This window comes from Streptomyces sp. NPDC002144 (genome assembly GCF_053593695.1).
This window is the reverse complement of record NZ_JBSFDB010000013.1, coordinates 167,053-186,607: the sequence shown is the minus strand read 5'-3', so window position 1 is coordinate 186,607 and position 19,555 is coordinate 167,053. Positions and strand designations below refer to the sequence as shown.

The window sequence follows — 19,555 nt, the reverse complement described above, 5'->3', positions numbered from 1 at the left end:
ACCGGAGATCACATCATGACCGACCTTCACGCCCCCGCCAACGTCGAGGAGCCGGGTACGCCTGTACCCGTCGTACTCGACAAGGGTGACAAGGCAGGTACGGCTGTACCTGAGTCTGCACCCGAAGAGGTACGCCCCCGCCGCCGTATCCGTATCGACTCCCTGCGGCGGGTGTTCGTCGACACCCGCCAGAACCCCGGATACCGGTTCACCGTCCGCCACGGCTCCTACGTGTGGGGCGGTACCCGCGTCCTCGCCCGCCGTACCTGGGAGGCCCGCACCACCGCCATGCACCACCGCTTCATGCGGATCGCCGAGGCGGCCGGCAACGAAGAGATGGTGACCAAGTGGGAACAGCGGGCCTACGCCTACCGCTTCGCCCGGCACAAGAGGCGCATGGACCTGCTGCAGCTGGCCATCAACCTGCCGAAGGCCGTCTTCAGCGCGGTCGTGTCCGCGGGTGGGCTGCTGCTGGTGCTGGGCATCATGCTCGCCTGGTACCGGCACGACGTCCGTGACGTGCTGGCTCCGCTGAACGCGGCGATCGAGTTCGTCGGCTGGGTGGCGTTCCTGGCCGGCGTCATCTGGAAGCCGCTGCTGTACTCGGCGCCGCTGCTTGCCCTGCTCGGCGTGTGGTCCGTGGGCCGTGCCCAGGGCACCGCGCCTACGTGGGCGCTTCCCGTCGACGGTGACGAGCGGGACGTCGTGCCTGATGAGAACGCCATCATGCGCGCGCTGCAGAACCTGAACCTTCCGCCGCTGAATAAGGCCCTCAAGGAGGGATGGAAGCCGCGGTGGGTGCAGCCGTCGACCCGGTCGGGGAACGGCTGGCATGCGCAACTGCAGCTGCCCGAAGGCGTGCCCGTTGAGATGGTCGCCGACAAGAAGTCGACGCTGGCGCACAACCTGATGCGCAAGCCCATCGAGGTGTGGCCGACGGAGCCGCGTGACCAGGCCGGCGTGCTGGACCTGTGGGTCGCCGACCCTGGTGTCCTCACCAAGCCAGTGCCGCCGTGGCCGCTTCTGAAGGAGGGAACGACCGACTTCTTCCGCGGTGTACCCGTCGCACTCAACGCCCGCGGCGAGCAGGTCATCGGCCGGCTGATGGCATCGAACTACCTCATCGCCGGAATCATGGGCAGCGGCAAGTCATCGCTGGTCATCGCCCTGCTCCTCGGTGCGATGCTCGACCCGCTGGTCGAGATCGACGTGCACGTCCTGGCGTACAACTCCGACTACGACCCGATGCGGCCGCGTCTGCGGAGCCTGGTCAAGGGCGACGACGACGAGCATGTGGTCGCGGCCATGGACACGCTGCGCGCCCTGGCCGGCGAGGTGTCCCGTCGCGGGCAGGAACTGGAACGCATCGGCACGGACACCAAGGTCACTCGCGAGATGGCGGAACGCGACCCGTCCATGCGGCCCCGGATCGTCGTGTTCGACGAGGTCCATGAGCTTTTTACCCACAAGGAGTACGGCAAGGAAGCCAAGGAACTGGCGCTGAAGGTCACCAAGAAGGCCCGGAAGACGGCCATCACGCTGCTGTGGATCACGCCCGACGCGGACGCTAACAGCCTCCCGCGTGGGATCTCCAAGACCGTCTCTCACCGGGTCGCGTTCGCCATCAACGACCATCAGGGCAACGATGCGATCCTCGGCACTGGCATGCACAAGAACGGGTACTCCGCGACGACCCTCGTCGCAGGTGAAGACGTCGGCACTGCCATGGCCGCGGGCTTCGGAAAGACGCCCGGACTGATCCGCTCGTACTTCGTGCGGAAAGAGGCAGGCATCGACGAGGTCACCCCGGTCGTCGAGCGCGCCATGAAGGCGTACAAGAACGACGCCGGCACGTGGGAGGTGCCCACCTTCGCCCCCGTCGACCATCTCGACGACATCGCCAAGGTGCTCGGGCACGAGCCGCGGATGCTTACGCAGGACGTGCTGCGCGGCCTGCAGGACCTCAATCCAGTCGAGTACGGCAGCTGGTCGTTCCGGGATCTCAAGCGCGTCCTGGACGAGGCCGGACACGGCGACTACAAGACCGGCGGCAAGATGCACGTCAGTCTCGACCGCGTCCTCGAAGCCATCGCCGGCCGCGACGAGGACGATCCCGACGACGAGGGAGGGGCCGAGGACTGAGGGAGTTCTCCCTACCCGCCTCCCCACCCTGCCTCCCTGCACATGACCTGCGGAAATGGCCATTCAGGGAGGCAAGGGAGGCAGCATCAGAGAGACGTCCAGACCCCCGAAAACGGGGTGTTGGCCTCCCTTCCGCAGCCTCCCTCCCTGCACGACAAAGGCCCCCCCTCGGTCCTCGAGGGCGGGGGCCTTTCGTGTTTGTGGGGCGGGTGCAGGTACCGCTCGCCGAGAACGACGGGTCATGACGGCCCTTGCGCGCATGGTTGAACGCGTTTGACACCCGCCCAGTGCGGCGGCCGACCGGCAAGGTGACCGCCGCAGCTGGAGGAGCCGGCCGGAGACGCCGTGGAGGAGCCTCCGGCCGGCACAGGCCGCGGACCATCAGTGCGGCCATGCAGGGCGGGTGCGGCTACCGAACTCGGCGAGCAGGAACCGAGTGGCACTTCGGCGGCCCGGGGGCGCCTAATCCCCGACACCCGAACCCGCAGCCTAGAAGCTCGGCGCCGCGAGGCCCGTAGAACCGAGCTCGATCACACTCGCCGGATAGCGCGCCGCGGTGAACGCCAGATACGCGAATACCTGAAGACGCACCGTCAGCGTCCCGGAGCCGACGTCGGGGAGGACGCGGGACCGGATCCCCGACTCGTACAGCAGCAGGTCGCTCGCACGGACGACGTGAATGACGTCCTCGTTCGTGCCCGCGCCGAGGGTCGTCGGCAGGTTCGGATCCGTGACGACGGGGAGCCCGTGCATCTGGCCGACGACCTGCTCGGATCCGACGGTTCCGAGGGTGGCTACGGCGTTCTGCGGGTTGCCCGCGTTCGGGACGACCAGAGGGCGCCCCGTCGAGTCCGAGGCCGCGAGGAACCACGCCCAGCGTCGCGGATGCATCACGATCGCCGTGGGCGGCATGAACCGGTTCGTGTGGACCCGCTGCACGGCATCGGCGAGCTTCGAATAGAGGCCGGCGACCGTCGGCGAACCCGTCGTGTAGGCGATCGTCGTGATACCCGAGGTCGCTCGGATACCCGTCACCTGGCCGGAGCTACCGGAACCCGAGATGACCTGTAGGTCGGTCTTCGTCGCGTGGTCCGCGATGAGATCCCGGAAGATGACCTGATCGAACGAGACGGGTGACTGGTCGATGAGCTGCACGGCCACGTCCTGCTGGCCGGCGATGGTGCGCACCGGAGCCTGCACGTAGGTGTCCGTCATGTCGGTCTCGGCGACCGCGCCGTTGTCCGCGGTCTGCACGGCGGTCGCCGTACCCGTCAGCACCTTCGGGATGTTGATGCTGTCCGTGCCCGGGGGCAGCGGCTGCATGCTGCACAAGTTCGCGTAGGCGCGGCCGGCCCTGGCCAGTTCGACGTACTGCGACATGACCCAGAGCGGGGGCGTGAAGTAGCCGCCTGCCCCGTCCGTGCGGCTGAGGTCGCGGCGCTCCACAGCCTCCTGCACATCCTGTGCGTGGCGCTGTAGGCGCCTCCGGGCCGACCCGTCCGAGTCCATGCCGATCGTCGAACGCATCAGATCCTGCATGTACGAGCTGCCGTTGCCCTGCTCGTAAGTCCGCGGCTCGTGCGACACCGACCAGCCCGACGGCTGCGGCGCGCTCGCCGAGCGGCGCTCCATGCCCGCGCCGGCCGAGCGGCGGGCGGGCGTCACGTTCGGCGCGTTCTCCAGCGCACTGATCTGGCTTCGGACGTCCGCGAGTTCGCGGGCGATCCGGTCGAGTGAAGCGTCATCGGACGGGTGCAGCGACTCAGGGCCGCGGCGCTCGTAGCCGTTGACGAGGCTGACACGTTGCGAACGAAGCTCTTGGCGGCGCTCCTTGAGGCGCATGAGCTCCAGGCTGTCTACAGCCATGGGAAACCCCTGGTGGGTGTGCGCATCGGCGTACCCAGTGCCAGGGCTTCGCGGCAATGCTGATTGACGTGGAGTCGACCAGTGCCAGGTCTCGCTCTACATCCGTGGGGCCAGTGCCAGGCCGCCCGCGTCAAGCCTCAGTGCCAGAGGCCGCGCCAGATGGAGCTGAGATCACGGTACGCCAAACCGTGCTAGCGGGGAAGTACTAGCAGAGTGGGGTTTGGGCCCTATCGGATCTGCGCGACCGGCACGTGAGTGAGGCAGTTGCTGCCGCACCAACACCGCGGCGGCCGTGAGCCGTTCGTCAGCGCGGCCCCCAGGCGCCCACCCGCCCGCCTGTTGCAGGACGCGTGAGACAGCCGCCGGGGGCCGTCCGTGCCGCCCTGAGAGCGCGGGATGACGTGGTCGTAGTCGAGCTTCTGCTCACGGAACATCGGCCCGTAGCAGAACGGGCACGGGTCACCGTCCCGTAGATCCTTCAGAGCCTTCGCGCGCGCCTGCTGATGCTCCCAGCCGAGGCCCTGCTGAGTCGTCGTCTTCCGGGGGCCGGCCATGGAACTCTCCTGAGGTTGCTGCGAGTTGATGCTGCATTCGACTTGACGGGAAAACCCGCAGGTGAGAGGCTATAAGCACCGCAAACGACAGGCCCCCCGGCGAGGCTCGGCCCCGGGAGATGGAAGTCGGCGGAACCTAGATCGAATTCGTTGAAATCCGCCATTTCAAGATCATTCCCCCCTGAGGTTTTTTGCTCCGGGGGGAAAATTTCCTGAAGGGCGGGAGGGTCAGGACGCGTCGCGATCAAGAAAACCGGTTTCCCTGGATCATGCCTCTGACCTGCGGGTTTGCCTCACCATCCCTCGCGGCGCCGCATGTGCAGGTGAACCTGACGCTGCCAGTTGGTCATCTCGGCGTTGCCGGGGTCGTAGGCCCGCAGGTTGAGGAGGCGTTGCGCGTACTGCCCGCTCATCGTCCTCGTCTCGGTCTTGCGCTGCTGGTACCTGCGCACGGCCATGACGAGGTTGTCCTGAGAGGCAAGGGAGTAGACCGTGCTCAGGTCCATGCCTGCTCCCTCGGCCAGGCCTGCCAGGTCGCTGGGCTTGGGTGTCCTGCCGCGGAAGGTGCTGGGCACGGTGGTGTCGAGTGTGGTGGTCACGCTGTCTCCTTGGGTGGGCGGAGTGCGGGCGGTACGAGGTTGATGAAGCCTGCGGGTCTGGGCTTGGGTGTCTGGTCTCGCCAGTTGAGGACGGGTACTTGGTAGCGCTGGTGCAGGGCGTCTTTGCGCTGCTGCGGGGTGTCGTGGCGTACCCACATCCGGTTGAGGTGCAGGGCTTCGGCTCGCCTCGCGGCATTGTCGAATCTGTCGCGCCAGGTGTTTCCGATGGGGGTGACGTCGGCGATGACGCGTTGTGCTGGCGGCATGGCCCGGTGGTATTTGGTGAGGCTGTTGAGGTTGTGCGTGTAGTACAGACCGCACAGGCATCCCTGGATGGGTTGGTTGTGCTGCCCGCCGACGCAGGGGCCTGGCATCAGGTGAGGGCCGTTGTTGAAGAAGAATGCGCCCCGACGTCCGGCGAGGGGCGGGCTTAGCCAGTCCTCTTCCAGCAGGAAGATCCGCCACGCGCTCACGCGGCATCCTCCTCGGGCAGTTGATGGTTGGGGCACTGCCCGCCGTGCACGTCGGTGCAGGGCGGCCGGCGGGGTCTGCGGCAGAGGACGGCTCCGCAGCCGCGCACGCACCGCCGGCCGCGCTGACCGGTGAGCGGTCGAGAGCACACGGCGCAGCGATGGCGGGCGCTCATGCGGCATCACATCCGGGATGTGTGGTCTGCCCTGCTTCCAGCGGTTCGAAGGGGAAGCCGCAGCCGGCGCACTTCGGCGCCTCGGAATGTTGCGCCCACAATGGGCTGAGTCCCGTCTCAGCCCGACTCAGGGAGCTCCCGTAGCCGTTGAGACGGGTTGAGTCGGGACTCTCGCTATTGCGGGCGTAGCTTTTGAGGCCGATCCCGGAGTAGGTCGGAATCTGCTTTCCGGAGTCGTCTCGGGGGCGTGTGCGCTTCGCCTGGGGGACGACCGACAGAAGGTTGCGGCCGAGCATGGCTTTGGATCCGGGGCGGATGCCCTGGTCTTCGGCCCATTCCTTCCATGCCTCCCACAGCTCGTCGACGAGCACCTCGTGCGTGGGCCCCTTCTCGCAGCACTCACGGACGAACGCGGACGTCGGCGACGCGGTGTCCTGCATCGTGGTGACCGCGTCGGCAGAACCAGGCGGCTCCGTGATGTGGCCTTGCCGCTCCAGCCGGGCGAGACCGTCGAGCGCCCAGTTGAGGATGCCGGGCATCTCCGCGGCGAGCTTGTCGGTGAGGTCGGTGTCTTCCTTGCCGAGCCAGCTCACGGTCATGTTCAGCACGATGAAACGGCGTGCGATCACGCCGGAGGCGTCACCGAAGTTCGGCAGCTCGTTGGACAGGATCATGAGGCGGGTGGGCATCTTGCCCGTCCACGGGTCCTTGAACTTCCGGTCGACGTCGATGGTGTCCTCACCAGAGATGGTGAGCAGCCGCTCGACGACCTGGTGCCCGTCCTTGCCCGCGAGACGGGCATCAGAGATGACCGCGAGGGACTTGCCGAGCAGCGGCGACAGACCGAAGTTCGTGGCCAGGCCGGCGAGCGTCGGACCGGCCATGTTCCCCTTGCCGACCAGGTTCGTCAGGATGCGGGCGATCGTTCCCTTGCCCGAGCGGGTCGGCCCGACGACGAGCACGATTTTCTGCTGGTCAGTGCGCCCGGACAGGACGTAGCCGAACCACTCCTGCAGAGCCTTGATTGATTCCTGGTCGTCCGGCCAGATGCCTTTGAGGAACTGCTCCCAGTTGGGAGCAGTGGCCTCGGGGTCGTAGTCGAACGGCACCGACACGAGGTTGAAGAACCCAGGGGTGAGCGGCAGGAGTTCACGGTCACGGACCCGTAGCAGCCCGTTCGTGCATGCCACGATGGGGCCTTCATTTCCGTGCGCATAGGAATGTCCAGAGTCCCGACTCAGCCCGTCTCGGGAGATCCATTCGGGGGCGTCGACGGACGGCCGCAAGTGCGTGACTGCGGCGATCGCTTCCATGAGATCGGAGATCTTCCGCTTGGTTGGCGACCAGTTGCGGATGACGTCCTTGCCTTCCTTGTCGAGGCCTGCGACGTAGATGGCGTACTCCAGCTTCTTGTAGAGGCTGGCTTTCACCTCCTGGTCGTCCATCTCGCGCCAGTACGAGCCTTCCCAGCGCATCCACGTACCGCGCCAGTGCCTCCGGGTGGGCAGGCCCGTGTCAGGGTGTCGCCAGGCCGGAGCCAGCTCCCGGGCAACGGCCATGGGGTTCGTGGGTGGCGGCATCTCGCGTTCGTCGGTCATGCCGCCTCCTTCCTGGTGCAGTCGAGGTACCTGCCGGGTTGGCCCGGGATGCGAATGGGTGGCCATCCGGGCGTGGCGCGCAGCTGGTGCGGGGGCTGAGGCTTGGCAGCTGCGTCGAGCTCGGCGCGAGTGCGCCGATCAGCGAGAGACGGCCGCGGCCGAGATGCCTCGCGGAACCAAGCGAGCAGAGCTTCCTCGTCGCCGTACTTCCTCCACAGCTCGGCGGCCTCGAGCGCGGCGGCGAGCCGGCGGGGGTCGTCGGGGGGCAGGGCACGCCAAGCGGCACCGCCGTACTTGGGAAAGGCGCGGGCCGTCCAGTACGCCTTCGCCTCCGCCCAGAGCTGCACGATGGCCTCGACGTCCGGGTTTTCATCGCTCACGCCGCCACCACCTGAGGCCTCAGGACGATGACGTACACGGCGCCGCAGGGGCCGGTCTTGAGGACGGAGCGGACGAGCGGCAGGGGTGCGCGGTGCAGGTGGGGGTGCCCGCACTTGGGGCACTCGTCCACCTTGACCTGCCTGTGCCACTTGGAGGAGCGGGAGCGGTACGTGTCGAGCCTGCCCGCTACGCGTGGCGGGTCGCCCTGCGCTACGGTTGCAGCGGACGAACCGCCCGCCGCGGAGTCTTCCTGAAACGCCCCGGTCAGCCCCCGGGGCGTTTCTGCGTTCTGGCTCATGCTGCGGCGCCTCCGGTCTGCCCTGCGTCCCACGCGTCGAGCACCGCAACGGGGTAGAGCGTTCGCCGGCCGCGCCTCATGCCTCCGGGGATGTAGCCGGTGTACTTCCAGTACCGGACCGTCGCGGGCGCCACTCGGTACCGCTCGGCGACCTCTTCCGTGGTCAGGTACTGAGGCCCGGTCGACGCCGCGGACACAGCAACGTTGCGCTTCATCGTGAATCCTCCGTAGGGATTGAGCGCTATCCCTGACATGAGTACAGCAACGTCCAGTTGTTTTCAACCCCAGCAAGCACTAACGTCTATCCTCATGCAGGATCAAACACGATCAGGGGTTGTGGCCGATGCCGCGGTGAGTGACGCACTGGGTTCGGCCGAGAGCGTCGTAGGTAGGCGCGTGAAATCGCTCCGTATCGCCCGCGGATGGCCGCAACAGGAACTGGCCACCCGTATGAGCGACGAGGGCTTTTCGTGGCGACAGACCACCGTCGCCAAGACAGAGGCCGCGGACCGCCCGATTCGGGTGAACGAGGCCGCGGCCCTCGCCGGTATCTTCGGCATCACCCTCAACGACCTGCTGACCATTCCCATCGATGACGTCCACATGGCTCAACTGACTGTGGAAATGGGAGAGTTGCGGAGCCTCTACAAGGCTGCGAGCCAGCGCGTGAATGAGTGTGAGCGCACCAAGGAGCGCGCCGAGGCTGAGCTGTCCGAGGCCAGAGCAGATCTTCAGAGCATCGCGGGGAAGATCAGCGTTCTTGAAGAGCAGGAGCGGGCGATGCTCCGTGCTCGTGAGGAGGCGGAGCCCGCCGATGGCTGACGTGTACGACCGGTGGCATCTGTCCCGGCCGCCCACGAATGCCGAACCGTGCCAGGAGCACAGCACCAAGACCAAGACCGTCTATGCCAGCGCCGACCACAACTGCGGGAAGCGCTGGCAGGTCCGCTATCGGGATCCGGACGGCAAGCAGCGGAAAGAGAACTTCGTCAAGAAACCGCAGGCCGAGACCAGGGCCGCGGAGATCAAGAATGAGCTGGACCGAGGGCACTACATCGACCGCGCGGCCGGCCGCGAGACGTTCCGGACGCTGGGGGAAGCGTGGAGGACGTCGGCGATCCACCGTGAGCGCACCGAGGGGCGCGTCGAGCGGACGCTGAGGATCCACCTCTACCCGACGTTCGGGAACCGCGGCGTGGCCAGCATCAAACGCAGCGACGTGCAGGCCTGGGTCAAGGCGCAGTCCTCGCGGTACGAACCCTCCACGATCGGCAGCCATTTCGAGGTGCTGAGCACCGTGATGCGGATGGCCGTCCTCGACGGGGCGATCCGTGTGAGCCCGTGCGAGGGCGTGCAGCTGCCGGAGAAGCGCAGCAAGTTGGTCATCCCGCATCCGGACGCGGTGAAAGCGCTCATCGAGGCCGCACCGGCGCGGTACAAGGCTCTCGTGCGGCTCGCCGCGTCCAGTGGCTTGCGCCAGGGCGAGCTGCTCGGCATCGAGGATCATGTCGACGTCGAGCGTGCTGTCGTCGAGGCGAGCCAGCAGCTCGTCACGCCAGATCACGGCGCCCAGTACATCGGGCCGTTGAAGACTCCTGAGTCGTACCGGGAAGTGCCGTTGGCGCCGTCCGCGCTGGCGGCCGTCGAGGAGCACAAGCGGGAGTTTCCCGTCGTGGGTTTGAAGCTCGACGACCGCACCGACCCACTCAAGCCCGTCGTGCGAACGGTCCGGCTGCTCTTCACGGACGACAAGGGCCGGCCGATCCGTCGGTCTACGTGGACGCGGATTTGGCAGCGGATGCGGACGGACGCCAACGCGCTGTTGGTGGCCGCAGGTTCGGCAGTCCGTGTGCCCGAGAAGCTGACCCTGCACGGCTTGCGCGACTTCTATGCTTCCTGCCTGATCAAGCAGGGCGAGAACGTGAAGACGGTGCAGGTCCGCCTCGGCCACTCGAAGCCGAGCATCACGCTCGACAAGTACACGGGTCTCTGGCCGACCGCCGAGGACACCACGGCCGCCGCCATCGAGTCCGTACTCGGAGTGACCGCGGCGGCCGTCGAGGACGTGACTGCGGAGGCGATCAGGCGGATTCTGCAGGCACTGCCTCCGGTACCCCTTCCGGAGCAGTGTGCCCTCGTTGTGCCCTCAGTGCCCGGTAAAGGCCCCCAACTAGCAGCGTGACCAGCAGGAACAACACCGTGAACCACTGGAAGTACCAGTGGCCGCCCGCCGGGTCGTACACCGCGGCCCGGGGCCAGGCCAGGTTGACGGTCATGGCGAGGCCGTAGAGCAGGGCCAGGGCGTTTACCGGGATGCCCCAGCGGCCGAGTGAGAAGAGCTTCGCGCCCGTCTCGTCGGTGCCCTGCGAGCTGAACTCGCCGCGCAGGCGGCGGATCAGCAGCGGGCCGGTGACCATCGCGTACGCCAGGTACAGCATCACGATGCAGGTGGTGCCGATGGCCAGGAAGGCGTCCGGGGAGGCGAAGTTGAGCAGGAGCAGGGCCGCCGCGAGGACGCCGACCACGACCGCGGGGGCGCTGGGCATCCCGGTGCGCGGGTTGACGTGCGCCAGGCGACGGGAGAAGGGGAGCTGTCCGTCGCGGGCCATGGAGAAGAGCATGCGGCAGGCCGCCGTCTGGATGGCCAGGGTCGCTACGGCGATGGCCACGACCACGTCGGCGAGCAGCACCTTGCCGACGCCGTCGCCGAGGCGGCTGGTCAGGACGTAGCTGAGGCCGTCGACCCCCAGGTGCCCGTCGGTCAGGCTGGGCGCGGCGAGCAGTCCGCCGAGGATGACCAGACCGCCCAGCAGACCCGCCGCGCCGAGCGCGGTGAGGATCGTACGGGGCGCGGTACGGCGGGGGTTGTGCGTCTCCTCGCTCATCTCACCGGCGCTGTCGAAGCCGATCATCACGTACGCCGCCGTGAACGAGCCGACCAGCAGCGCGCCCAGCAGGCCGGAGCTCGCCGCGTTCCCGGTGTGGAAGGTGATGCCGGGGGTGCGCTTGGAGTGGGTGAGCAGCAGGACGACGATCAGGACCGCGCCGATGATCTCGGCGGTCACGCCGACCCGGTTGATCACGGACAGCACGCGGTTGTCCACGATGTTCACCACCGTGGTCAGCACCAGCAGGATCACGCCGAGCACCGCCGCGTTCGCCGCGCCGTCCGTCGACGTCACCGCCGGGTCGCTGCCGACGAGCTGGAAGCCCGACCAGATCGCCGGGAGCACCATCTGCAGGGCCAGAGCCGCCGCCGCGACCACCACGATCTGCCCGATCACCATGATCCAGCCGGCGAACCAGCCGAAGGTGACGTTCGACAGGCGTGAGGACCACTGGTAGATCGCGCCCGAGATGGGGTAGCGCGCCGCGAGTTCGGCGAAGCACGCGGCCACCAGGAGCTGGCCGACCAGAACCGCCGGCCAGGCCCAGAAGAAGACGGGGCCGCCGAAGGCGTACCCGAAGGCGAAGAACTGGAAGACCGTCGTCAGGACGGAGATGAAGGAGAACCCGGCCGCGAAGGAGGCGTACCGGCCCAGGCTGCGGTGCAGTTCCTGGCGATAGCCGAACTCGGCGAGGGAATGGTCGGTTGACGGCACGGCGGCACCTGCCTTCGGCGCGGTTCCTGCGAGTTGATTCCTGTCAGGCGACAGAAATTAGGGACGGCCTGTTTCGCCCGCGTCACGCCGTCGTGTCGGGGGCGGGCCCAAGTCCTCACGCCCTTGCTATGCACAGTCGAACGCGATACATCGTGTGTATTGACGGCTGTCCGACGGTCGCGATATGTTCGTCCACGGATATTCGGCGACGAGGGGACGAGTGGATGGGCATGGCGATGCAGCGTCGAAAGCTCAGCAACCCGCTGGCACTCGCCGTGCTGGTGACCCTCTGGCAGAAGCCGATGCACCCGTACGAGATCGCCCAGACCCTGCGCAGTCAGGGCAAGGACGCCACCACGAAGATCAAGTACGGCTCGCTGTACACGGTCGTGCAGAACCTGGAGAAGCACGGCTTCGTCGAGGTCGCCGACGTCGAGCGGGCGGGCAACCGGCCCGAACGCACGGTCTACGGACTGACCGACGCGGGCCGGCAGGAGGCGTCGGAGTGGCTGTCGGACCTGCTGGCCGTCCCGGCCAAGGAGTTCCCGATCTTCGAGACCGCGCTGTCCTTCCTCGCGGTGCTGCCCCCCGACGAGGTGGTGCGGCTCCTCAAGGAGCGGCTGAAGAACCTCGAGGTGGAGGCGGTGAGCGGGCGGGCGGCGCTGGCGAAGCTGTACGAGACGCTCCCCAGGCTCTTCCTCGTCGAGGTCGAGTACCAGGTGCACATGGTCGAGGCGCAGACGGAATGGGTCCGCGGTTTCCTGGAGGAGATCGAGAAGGGCTCGTTGCCGGGCGTCGACGGGTGGCGCCGCTTCCATGAGACGGGGGAGCTGCCACCGGAGTTCACATAGCCAAACGCAAGGAGACATGAAGGACCCCGGCAGGGCTGTTGCAGCAGCTCCGCCGGGGTCGCGAACCCCGAACCGACTCCGCCGTGCGGCAGGCCAGGCGATCGAGGTGCGGCACACCCAGGATAGCCCGGCGCTGCTCACGCGGATCAGTTGTCATCCGCTCACTCAGGAGAGCAGTCGTCATGAGCAGTACCCGTGCGCCCGCGGTAGCGGCGCGTCAGCTGATCAAGACCTACCCCGGCGAGGTCACCGCCCTCAACGGCATGGAGATCACCGTCGAACCCGGCACCGTCTTCGGGCTCCTCGGCCCGAACGGCGCCGGCAAATCCACCACCGTCAAGATCCTCACCACCCTGGCCAGGCCCGACTCCGGCTCCGCCATCGTCGCCGGGCACGATGTGCTGCGCCACCCCGACCGGGTGCGCCGCGCGATCGGCGTGGTCGCCCAGGGCTCCGGCTCCGACCCGGTCGCCACCGGCCGGGAGAACCTCCAACTGCAGGGCAGGCTCTACGGGTTGAGGGGCCCCGCCCTCACCGAGCGGGTGGACGAGCTGCTGGAGCGCTTCAGCCTGACCGACGCCGCGCGGCGCCCGGTCAAGGGCTACTCCGGCGGTATGCGGCGCCGCCTGGACGTCGCCCTCGGACTGGTGCACCGGCCCGAGGTGCTCTTCCTGGACGAGCCCACCACCGGCCTCGACCCCGAGGCCCGCACCGCGATGTGGGACGAGATCGACCGGCTGGCGGGGGAGGAGGGTCTGACGATCCTGCTCACCACGCACTACCTGGACGAGGCCGACCGGCTCGCCGAGCGGGTCGCGATCGTCGACCGCGGCCGGGTCGTGGTCGAGGGCACCCCGGACTCCCTGAAGGGTGAACTGCGCGGCGACGCCGTCCACCTGGAGCTGCGCGAGACCGTCGGAGAAGCCGGCCGCACGCTCCTCGACGGCGCCCTGGGCGGACTGCCCGGCATGCACGAGGTCCTCGTCGACGGCCGCCGCATCAGCGTCCGCGCCGACGACGGGGCGGCCGCCGTACCCGCCCTGCTCGCCGCCCTGGAGCGGGCCGGTGTGGGAGTCGCCGCCGCCACCGTTGCCCGGCCCTCCCTCGACGACGTCTATCTCCGTTACGCCGGCCGCCGTTACTCCGAGGCCGACGCCGAAGCCACCGACCGCCTCGCCCTCGCCGGAGGTGCCCGATGAGCACGGCCCTCTCCCAGACCTGGTACATGACGCAGCGCCAGCTCATGGTGTTCACCAGGCAGCCCGCCTACGCGATCATCACGCTGATCCAGCCGGTGATCTGGCTGTTCCTGTTCGGCAGCCTCTTCAAGAAGGTCGTCGAGCTGGGCGGCTTCGGCACCACCACCTACCTCGACTACCTGGTCCCGGGTGTGGTCGTCATGAGTGCCCTCAGCTCCAACATGTGGGCCGGCATGGGCACGTTGGAGGAGATCCAGCGCGGCACGCTCAACCGGTTCCTGACCACGCCGGTCAGCCGGGCCGCGCTGATGAACGGCAACGTCGTCAACAACGGCCTGGTCACCGCGTTCCAGTCGGTCGTCATCGTGCTGCTCGCCCTGGCCGGCGGCGCCGACTACCCCGGCGGTGTGGGCGGGGTGGCGATCCTGGTTCTCGCCTCCGTGCTGCTCGGCACGATCTTCGGGGCGCTGTCCAACGCGCTCGGCATGCTGGTGCGGGAGCGGGAGTCGATCATCGGCATCAACACCTTCCTGCTGCTTCCGCTGACGTTCCTGTCGAGCGCCTTCATGGCGCCCTCGCAGATGCCCGCCTGGATGCGGCACATCGCCGACTTCAACCCGCTCAACTGGGCCATGGTCGCGGGCCGTTCCGCCCTGTCGGAGCACCCGGACTGGAGGGACGTGCTCAGTCGCGGCGGGGGACTGCTGGCACTCGCCGTGGTGGCCGTGTGGCTGTCGATCCGGACGTTCCGGTCCTACCAGCGATCGGTGTGAGCACGGCGAAGGGGCGGCACCCTGCACGGGTGCCGCCCCTTCGGACGTCTCACGCGGCCGGCGCCGCGCCCTCCTGCTCCGCCTCGATGCGCGCGTTCCACTCCCGCTTGGAGGCCTGCCAGCCGTCCTCGTTGTGGCCGAGACGCCAGTAACCGGAGATCGACAGGTCCTCACGCGGGATCTGCAGCTCGACCCGCAGCAGTTGACGCAGCTCCTTCACGAAGTGCGCCTCGCCGTGCACGAACGCGTGCGGCCGGCCCTCGGGGAACTCCAGCGCCCGTACGGTCTCGCACAGCAGCTCGCCGACCGGCCGGTCACCGCGGTGCAGCCAGACGACGTCCACGTCGGAGTCGATCTTCTGCTCCTCCTCCGGACCGGAGACCTCGACGAAGGCGTGGGCGGTGACGCCGCGGGGCAGCGACTCCAGGGCACGGGCGATCGCCGGCAGGGCGCTCTCGTCGCCGACCAGCAGATGCCAGTCGGCGCTCGGATCGGGGGCGTAGGCGCCGCCGGGGCCCATGAAGCGCACGGTCTCGCCCGGCTGGACCCGCATCGCCCAGGGGCCGGCCAGGCCCTCGTCGCCGTGGATGACGAAGTCCAGGGTCAGCTCGAGGGATTCGGGGTCGAAGGCGCGCACGGTGTACGTCCGGGTCACCGGCCACTGCTCGCGCGGCAGTTCCTCGCGGATGCGCTCCATGTCGAAGGGCTCGGGATAGGTGATGCCCTCGGCCGGCGGGAACAATAGCTTCACATAGTGGTCGGTGCAGGTGTCGGCCGCGAAACCGGCGAGACCCTCGCCGCCGAGGACCACGCGCTGCATGTGCGGGGTCAGCCGTTCCGTACGGACGACCTGCGCGGAGTGCGGCTTGCGCGGCCTGCGGGCCGGACGTTCTGCCATGACGGCCTCCCATGCTTCTTGCTTAGGCTTACCTAAGTTAGCATCTCTCCCCTGGGCAACACCTCGATGAGGGCGAGCATTACCAAAACAAGAAGGTCGCTCACGCGCCCAGGGTCGTCAGCAGCCGCTGCAACGAGCCGCCCAGCCCCCAGCGGGCCGCCAGCTCTCGCAGTGCCGCCGCGTCGCGCGGAGCGTGCGGCAGGGCCGTGTCGACGTCCGGCAGCGGAACGTCGTCGGCGACCTTGACGACCTTTGGCGCGACAGCGACGTAGGGCCGTGCCTCGTCGAGCCGCTTGCGCTGCGACGGCGTGAGTCTGGCCCGGGGATCGTCGACCGCGGCCATGATCCCGGCCAGGTCCCCGAACTCGGCGAGCAGCTTCGCGGCCGTCTTCTCGCCGATGCCGGGCACGCCCGGCAGGCCGTCGCTCGGGTCGCCGCGCAGCAGCGCCAGATCCGCGTACCCAGGCCCGTCCACCCCATACTTCTCGCGCAGCCACGCCTCGTCCGTCAGCTGCAGCGTGCCCACGCCCTTGAGCGGGTAGAGCACCCGCACCCCGCGCGCGTCGGAGACGAGCTGGTACAGGTCGCGGTCGCCGGTGACGATGTCGACGGGGCCCTTCGCCCGCGCCGTGAACGTGCCGATGACGTCGTCGGCCTCGTACGGCTCCACGCCCACCCGCGCGATGCCGAGCGCGTCCAGGACCGCCTCGATGACGGGCACCTGCGGCGACAGCGTGTCGGGCACCTCCTCCTCGTCCGGGCCCGCCTCGTGCTCCTCGGCCACGCGGTGCGCCTTGTAGGAGGGGATGAGGTCGACCCGCCACTGCGGGCGCCAGTCGGCGTCCATGCAGGCCACCAGATGGTCGGGACGGTGGTCCTTGACCAGGCGGTCGATGAACTCCAGCAGGCCGCGCACGGCGTTCACCGGCGTGCCGTCCGGAGCCTTCACGGACTCCGGGACGCCGAAGTAGGCGCGGAAGTAGAGCGAGGCGGTGTCGAGAAGCATCAGTCGTCCGGTCACGCTCGCATCATGCCGCACGGGACCGACAGTCACCCGCCGGCGAGCAGCCGACGCCACGCGCCCTCCGGCCTCCCCATCACGGTCCCCGGTACGAAAAGAATCCGGCCAACCACATAGCGCTACGTCCTCACCCAAGCCTGAACGCGAGGCCGGGAGACACAGGCGGCACGGCCGGTCCCGCCGACCCGCCCCCGGGGCGCGGCAGCGCTGTCGAATCAGCCGTCCGACACCCGTTGAATCGCCAACTGCGCGCTCTGTCAAGGAACTTCGCCCTGCCACCCGCAAGGCCTGATCACAGCCGTGATCCCGGTGTGAACGCCCGGCCACGAACGGGAACACTGGGGGGCCGTCGCGCATTGTAAGAAGAGGAGCGACCTCGATGCCGTGCGGAAAGCGGCGGAGGCCGTCGCACCCGCGCGACGGGCGTTCCCGCGAGCCGTCGGCGCGCGCCCCGCCCCGGCGCACGGCCCGGACGGCTGTGCGCCCCTGCTGGCCAGCGTCTTCGTCCCGAAGAAGGAATCCCCGCCTGGTGCAGGCGGGGAACTGGTCTACTGGCGAGAGTTGGCGGATTGACCGCATGCGTTGTTTACCAGTGTGTGACGGGCGCATGAAACGGTTTGCCGAACCTGCGTAAGGTGCAGAGAACTCATCAGAAGTACGGCACACCGGCGGACGAGCGAAGGAGGGAGCCGGAGCGATGGGCGACCACAAAGAGCAGCCCCTGCGCGTGGGCGCGGCCGTGCGGCGCCGCCGTCGCACGCTCGAGCTCACCCTCGCCGTCGTGGCCGAGCGCAGCGGCCTGTCCGTCCCCTTCCTGAGCCAGATCGAGAACGACAGGGCGCGGCCCAGCCGGGTGTCCCTGGAGAAGGTCGCCGACGCCCTGCGCACGACGGCCGTGGAGCTCCTCGCGGCGGCCGACCCGGCGTGCAGCGTCGACGTCGTCCGCGCCGAGGGCGCCGAGCCCCTGCTCGCACCCGCGGTGCGCTCGCTGGTGCGCGGTCACCACCAGATGCACGCCTCGGAGTTCGTCGGCGATCATGACGCCGGCCGCGAATTCCAGTACCGCAACGACCAGTTGATGTATGTCGCCGACGGCGCCGTGGAGATCGAGGCCGAGGGGCGGGCCTACCGGCTCGGCCGCGGCGACACCCTGTACCTGACGGGCGGTGTGCGGCACCGCTGGCGGGCGACCGTGTCGGACACGCGCGTGATCGTCGTCGCGGTGGCCGAGCACATCGAGGCGGTCCGGGACCGGTCGCGCTAGTGCCGCCCCGTGTCGTCTCGCTCGTGCCCTCGCTGACCGAGGCGGTGGCGGTGTCCGTCCCCGGCGCCCTCGTCGGCGTCACGGACTGGTGCACCCACCCCGCGCACCTCGACGTACCCCGCGTCGGCGGCACCAAGAACCCCAAGCTGGACCCCATCCTCGCGCTCGCGCCCGACCTGGTGATCGCCAACGAGGAGGAGAACCGCGAGCCCGACCTGACCGCCCTGCGCGAGGCGGGCGTCGAGGTCCTGGTGACCGAGGTGCGGGACGTGCCGCAGGCCTTCCGGGAACTGGCGAGGGTGCTGCAGGCGTGCGGCGCCGGATCCCGGCCGCGATGGCTGGAGGAGGCGGAGGAGACGTGGTCGTCGCTGCCGGTGCCGGACGCCCGTACGACGGCCGTCGTGCCGATCTGGCGCCGTCCCTGGATGGTGCTGGGCCGGGACACCTTCGCCGGTGACGTCCTGGCCCGCCTCGGCGTCGACCATCTCTACGCGGACCACCCCGACCGCTACCCCCGCGTGCCGCTCGACGAGCTGCGGGCCGCCGCCCCCGACCTGGTCGTGCTCCCCGACGAGCCCTACCGCTTCACCGCCGACGACGGGCCCGAGGCCTTCCCCGGGGTGCCCTGCGCCCTGGTCAGCGGACGGCATCTGACGTGGTACGGGCCGTCGTTGGCCGAGGCGCCGCGGGCGCTGGGCGAGGCGCTGCGAGCAGCTCGCCGCTGAGCAGACCGCGCGCGGTGTGCACGGCGGCCGTCGCCCAGGCGGCCACGAGCCCGGCGTACAGCCCGAGCGCGAGCCAGTCGTACACGACCAGCCCGGTACGCCCGGCCAGCGCCTCGGCGCCCGTCACACACGTGCCGACCGGGAAGGTGAACGCCCACCACGTCATCGCGAACCCCATGCCCTGCCGGCGGGCCCGCAGCACCTGGGCACCGGCGAACACCAGCCACAGCAGCGCGAACCCCATGACCGGCACCCCGTACAGCACGGCGAGGAGCCCGAACCCCGCGTCCAACGAGGCCGGTACGACGCCGGGTGCGAAGTCCGCGAACCTGCCGACGGCGGTGGTGGACTGCCCGAGGGGGCCCAGCACCAGGAACAGGGAGGGCGTGAGCGCGAGCGGCAGCGGGCCGCCGGTGACCAGCCGGGCGAACACCAGCGGCAGCATCACCAGGGTCGCGAGCAGACTCAGCCCGAACATCGCGAGACAGCCGAGCAGCAGGGTCTCCCGCGGCTGCCCGGGCGGCAGATGCGGCACGAGCATCGGACCCAGCGCGGCGGACACCATCGGCGCCACGACGGGCAGCAGCCACACGGGCGAGGCCTGCCCAGGCTCCACCTTGTGCCGTACGGCCATGAGGTACGGCACCACGACGGCGGCCGCGAGCCCGGTGACCGTACCGGCGGTGAAGAGCACGGCGTCCAGGGCGAGGGCGGCCCGTGGGCCGATCCAGTCCCGGCCCACGGTCAGGGCACCGCCGCCGACGGCCAGCAGGGCCATGGCCAGGCAGCCGTAGAAGGGCGCCGTGGCGGGGTCGAGGAGGTGGGCGCGCGCCTGGTCGCCGTGGTGGGTCCAGTGCAGGGCGCGGGCGACGAGGAGGGTGCCGAGCAGGCCGAGGGAGAGGGCCCAGACGCCCGCGCAGACGGTCCGCAGACCGGGGAGGTCGAGGGGGAGTCCGGCGCCGGCGGTCGCGACGATCGCGGTGCCCATGACGGTGGCGTACCAGTTCGGTCCGAGGTGACGGACGGCCGTGGCACGCGAGAGGGCCCGGGGGAGTGGCTGGGCTGCGGTGACCATGGGTCCACGGTGGCGCGGGCAGGCGCCGCGGACCAGGGACCCCGTCTCTATGAGGGCATAAGC

Annotated in this window: 21 protein-coding genes; 9 read left to right on the top strand and 12 right to left on the bottom strand. The window is 69.1% G+C overall.

Annotated features, from left to right (window positions below; all coding sequences use genetic code 11):
- Positions 1-15 precede the first annotated feature (15 nt).
- Positions 16-2,142 (top strand): cell division protein FtsK, encoded by a 2,127-nt coding sequence (locus ACWCQ1_RS21510; protein ID WP_451027120.1) that lies wholly within the window; start codon positions 16-18, stop codon positions 2,140-2,142.
- Positions 2,143-2,631: 489 nt separating this feature from the next.
- Here ACWCQ1_RS21510 and ACWCQ1_RS21505 read toward each other — a convergent pair whose 3' ends face one another.
- From ACWCQ1_RS21505 to ACWCQ1_RS21470, 8 genes are all read right to left on the bottom strand, one after another.
- Positions 2,632-4,008 (bottom strand): phage major capsid protein, encoded by a 1,377-nt coding sequence (locus tag ACWCQ1_RS21505; RefSeq protein WP_451027119.1) that lies wholly within the window; start codon positions 4,006-4,008, stop codon positions 2,632-2,634.
- Between the two features lie 227 nt (positions 4,009-4,235).
- On the bottom strand, positions 4,236-4,562 hold the full coding sequence (locus tag ACWCQ1_RS21500) for an HNH endonuclease (RefSeq protein ID WP_451027118.1): 327 nt from the start codon (positions 4,560-4,562) through the stop codon (positions 4,236-4,238).
- A 293-nt stretch (positions 4,563-4,855) separates the two neighbouring features.
- Positions 4,856-5,161: a hypothetical protein gene (locus ACWCQ1_RS21495; protein ID WP_451027117.1), complete on the bottom strand. Its 306-nt coding sequence runs from the start codon at positions 5,159-5,161 to the stop codon at positions 4,856-4,858.
- Positions 5,158-5,634 (bottom strand): hypothetical protein, encoded by a 477-nt coding sequence (locus tag ACWCQ1_RS21490; protein ID WP_451027116.1) that lies wholly within the window; start codon positions 5,632-5,634, stop codon positions 5,158-5,160. Before ACWCQ1_RS21490 ends, ACWCQ1_RS21495 begins: the two co-directional genes overlap by 4 nt.
- 169 nt (positions 5,635-5,803) lie before the next feature.
- Positions 5,804-7,405: a DNA primase family protein gene (locus ACWCQ1_RS21485; protein ID WP_451027115.1), complete on the bottom strand. Its 1,602-nt coding sequence runs from the start codon at positions 7,403-7,405 to the stop codon at positions 5,804-5,806.
- The gene (locus tag ACWCQ1_RS21480; protein WP_451027114.1) at positions 7,402-7,785 is read right to left on the bottom strand and encodes a hypothetical protein; all 384 of its coding nucleotides are present in this window, start codon (positions 7,783-7,785) and stop codon (positions 7,402-7,404) included. Before ACWCQ1_RS21480 ends, ACWCQ1_RS21485 begins: the two co-directional genes overlap by 4 nt.
- Positions 7,782-8,084: a hypothetical protein gene (locus ACWCQ1_RS21475; protein WP_451027113.1), complete on the bottom strand. Its 303-nt coding sequence runs from the start codon at positions 8,082-8,084 to the stop codon at positions 7,782-7,784. Before ACWCQ1_RS21475 ends, ACWCQ1_RS21480 begins: the two co-directional genes overlap by 4 nt.
- Entirely contained in the window at positions 8,081-8,299 is a 219-nt protein-coding gene (locus tag ACWCQ1_RS21470) for a helix-turn-helix domain-containing protein (protein ID WP_451027112.1), read from the bottom strand. The genes ACWCQ1_RS21475 and ACWCQ1_RS21470 overlap by 4 nt, the downstream gene beginning before the upstream one ends.
- 121 nt (positions 8,300-8,420) lie before the next feature.
- On the opposite strand from ACWCQ1_RS21470, the gene ACWCQ1_RS21465 reads away from it, so the two are divergent.
- Both ACWCQ1_RS21465 and ACWCQ1_RS21460 read left to right on the top strand, forming a co-directional pair.
- Positions 8,421-8,906 carry a helix-turn-helix domain-containing protein gene (locus ACWCQ1_RS21465; protein WP_451027111.1) on the top strand — a complete coding sequence of 162 codons (486 nt, stop codon included), beginning with the start codon at positions 8,421-8,423 and terminating at the stop codon, positions 8,904-8,906.
- A complete protein-coding gene (locus ACWCQ1_RS21460; RefSeq protein WP_451027110.1) occupies positions 8,899-10,266 on the top strand; it encodes a tyrosine-type recombinase/integrase in 1,368 nt (455 codons plus the stop codon). The genes ACWCQ1_RS21465 and ACWCQ1_RS21460 overlap by 8 nt, the downstream gene beginning before the upstream one ends.
- Here ACWCQ1_RS21460 and ACWCQ1_RS21455 read toward each other — a convergent pair.
- Positions 10,166-11,686, bottom strand: coding sequence for an amino acid permease (locus ACWCQ1_RS21455; RefSeq protein ID WP_451027109.1), 1,521 nt, complete (start codon positions 11,684-11,686; stop codon positions 10,166-10,168). The genes ACWCQ1_RS21460 and ACWCQ1_RS21455 overlap by 101 nt on opposite strands.
- Positions 11,687-11,916: 230 nt before the next feature.
- On the opposite strand from ACWCQ1_RS21455, the gene ACWCQ1_RS21450 reads away from it, so the two are divergent.
- The 3 genes from ACWCQ1_RS21450 (at position 11,917) to ACWCQ1_RS21440 (ending at position 14,509) form a co-directional block, all read left to right on the top strand.
- A complete protein-coding gene (locus tag ACWCQ1_RS21450; protein WP_133044999.1) occupies positions 11,917-12,537 on the top strand; it encodes a PadR family transcriptional regulator in 621 nt (206 codons plus the stop codon).
- A 182-nt stretch (positions 12,538-12,719) separates the two neighbouring features.
- Positions 12,720-13,736 carry an ATP-binding cassette domain-containing protein gene (locus ACWCQ1_RS21445; RefSeq protein ID WP_133044998.1) on the top strand — a complete coding sequence of 339 codons (1,017 nt, stop codon included), beginning with the start codon at positions 12,720-12,722 and terminating at the stop codon, positions 13,734-13,736.
- Positions 13,733-14,509 carry an ABC transporter permease gene (locus ACWCQ1_RS21440; protein ID WP_358604317.1) on the top strand — a complete coding sequence of 259 codons (777 nt, stop codon included), beginning with the start codon at positions 13,733-13,735 and terminating at the stop codon, positions 14,507-14,509. The genes ACWCQ1_RS21445 and ACWCQ1_RS21440 overlap by 4 nt, the downstream gene beginning before the upstream one ends.
- A 49-nt stretch (positions 14,510-14,558) precedes the next feature.
- Here ACWCQ1_RS21440 and ACWCQ1_RS21435 read toward each other — a convergent pair whose 3' ends face one another.
- Together ACWCQ1_RS21435 and ACWCQ1_RS21430 are read right to left on the bottom strand one after the other, a co-directional pair.
- Positions 14,559-15,407 carry a siderophore-interacting protein gene (locus ACWCQ1_RS21435; protein WP_133044996.1) on the bottom strand — a complete coding sequence of 283 codons (849 nt, stop codon included), beginning with the start codon at positions 15,405-15,407 and terminating at the stop codon, positions 14,559-14,561.
- Positions 15,408-15,507: 100 nt separating this feature from the next.
- Positions 15,508-16,413, bottom strand: a complete 906-nt coding sequence (locus ACWCQ1_RS21430) for a 5'-3' exonuclease (RefSeq protein WP_133045046.1) — start codon at positions 16,411-16,413, stop codon at positions 15,508-15,510.
- 399 nt (positions 16,414-16,812) lie between these two features.
- Here ACWCQ1_RS21430 and ACWCQ1_RS21425 point away from each other — a divergent pair, with 399 nt between their 5' ends.
- From ACWCQ1_RS21425 to ACWCQ1_RS21415, 3 genes are all read left to right on the top strand, one after another.
- Positions 16,813-17,001 carry a hypothetical protein gene (locus ACWCQ1_RS21425; protein ID WP_358604320.1) on the top strand — a complete coding sequence of 63 codons (189 nt, stop codon included), beginning with the start codon at positions 16,813-16,815 and terminating at the stop codon, positions 16,999-17,001.
- A 124-nt stretch (positions 17,002-17,125) separates the two neighbouring features.
- Entirely contained in the window at positions 17,126-17,692 is a 567-nt protein-coding gene (locus tag ACWCQ1_RS21420) for a helix-turn-helix domain-containing protein (protein WP_133044994.1), read from the top strand.
- A 23-nt stretch (positions 17,693-17,715) separates the two neighbouring features.
- On the top strand, positions 17,716-18,417 hold the full coding sequence (locus ACWCQ1_RS21415; RefSeq protein ID WP_358604323.1) for a helical backbone metal receptor: 702 nt from the start codon (positions 17,716-17,718) through the stop codon (positions 18,415-18,417).
- On the opposite strand, the gene ACWCQ1_RS21410 is transcribed toward ACWCQ1_RS21415, so the two are convergent.
- Complete coding sequence (locus ACWCQ1_RS21410; RefSeq protein WP_358604326.1) at positions 18,329-19,492, bottom strand: TDT family transporter; 1,164 nt, start codon at positions 19,490-19,492, stop codon at positions 18,329-18,331. The genes ACWCQ1_RS21415 and ACWCQ1_RS21410 overlap by 89 nt on opposite strands.
- Positions 19,493-19,555: the final 63 nt, after the last annotated feature.